The organism is Vibrio sp. 1F169, from assembly GCF_041439605.1.
GTDB lineage: Bacteria > Pseudomonadota > Gammaproteobacteria > Enterobacterales > Vibrionaceae > Vibrio > Vibrio tasmaniensis_A.
The window spans coordinates 1-1571 of the sequence record NZ_JBGOOI010000160.1; the positions used below are offsets into that span (position 1 = coordinate 1).

The 1571-nt window shown below is 38.1% G+C and carries 1 protein-coding gene; it reads left to right on the plus strand.

The features are described from left to right. The first annotated feature begins 449 nt into the window (after positions 1-449). Positions 450-1259, plus strand: a complete 810-nt coding sequence (locus tag ACED53_RS23325) for a DUF2167 domain-containing protein (RefSeq protein WP_054542158.1) — start codon at positions 450-452, stop codon at positions 1257-1259. The last annotated feature ends 312 nt before the right edge of the window (positions 1260-1571 follow it).

Sequence of the window (1571 nt, forward strand, 5' to 3'; positions counted from 1 at the left end):
CTACTTCTTCTTGAAGATAAAAGCGGCTTTCCCCGGAAAGCCGCGATGAACCTAACTTTTAGTATCTCAAAATATGAAAAGGCACTGTTGTTACAGGTGGCGATTTTGATAAGAACTAGGCAGTTTCTTCTATCTTCAGTTCGTTGTGTCGGGTTCACTTGATGCACTTTTATTTGCCGAACATTCAACTCCGACTGAATCGCTTATGCCCCTAAGTCTCTGATGTGAATATTTAACAGCAAGTTCAAGTATTAGTTTTAAAGTACTTCCAGTTATTACTCAAGGTGATAAGTACTGTACTAAACCTTTCTGGCTCTATGTCGGCATAGCCTACCAATCATATATAATTGACATATACATCAATATCTTACATTTAGATCTTTATCAACATAACTAAAGTATTTAGCTGGTAAATTGCACAAAAATAATATGCATTTAAGTGAGAAAACATGAAATACATGGCCATTGGATTAGTGTTAATTGCAAGCTCGGTATTTGCCAATCCACTCGATAACCTTAACTGGGAATATGAAGGTATATATGACGTACCAAATCAAGACGCAACGATCCTAGTTATGACTGAGCAGTCTTTGGTTAGAGGTGATGACGCAGCAATTTTAGAAGAAGAAATTAATGGAGTTCCTAGCTCTCCAAATGCAGTTCTTTTAAACCAAGATTTAAGCAGATTTATTATAACAGAAAGCAGACCTGGCTTTATAAAAATGGATGATTGGGAAGAAAGTATTGATAGCAATGATTTACTTCAAGAGCTTATCGATAGTACAGAGGATGATAATAAGCATAGGAAAGGCGCGCTTCTCTTTATTGATGGATGGGCAGAGAAACCAACATTAAACAAGAAAGAAGCAACGATGTATTATGCTATAAGAGCGCACAGTAGTGATAATGAGAAAATAGTTAATGCAAGAGCATTGAAATTATCTAGAGAAGGTTATAGTCAAATCACTTGGGTAGGATCTCAAGAGCAATTTATATCAGCGGAAGATAACTTAGCGCCGACTCTAGAGCAGCTAAAGTATAAAAAAGGCCATACCTATAAAGACTTTGTTCCAGAGACTGATACGGTTGCAGCTTTTGGAGCTGGTGCTTTGATGTACAAATTGATCACAGGGAAGGTTGCAGGTAAAGGTGGATTAGCTATTGGAGCTCTCTTACTCGCCTTCGGGAAAAAGCTATGGTTTCTTATATTCTTGCCTGTGGTTTGGTTAAAAAACAAACTGTTCAAAAAACACAAATAGCAGTGAGGTTAATTACTGGGGCTACTGTACTATTTAGTCCAGATATCCTCGCAGTCATCAATAAGTGCAGGCTATTTGGCCAGTTGCGAGATATTACTGCCAACGAAAAACACAATGATGCATACGAAAATTACAAGATGAGAACATCGTCTGCGCACACTTTTGTGAGATTCCTTTCACAACTCCGGTAATAGCAACCATAAGTAAAAGTGCGATAATCTCAGTGGCTCGATCTGCCACTGAGTAATTACGTTAACATGATGTATGGAATCCACTCCCTCTCTGCCAGTCTACACTTAGCAGAGTGCCATT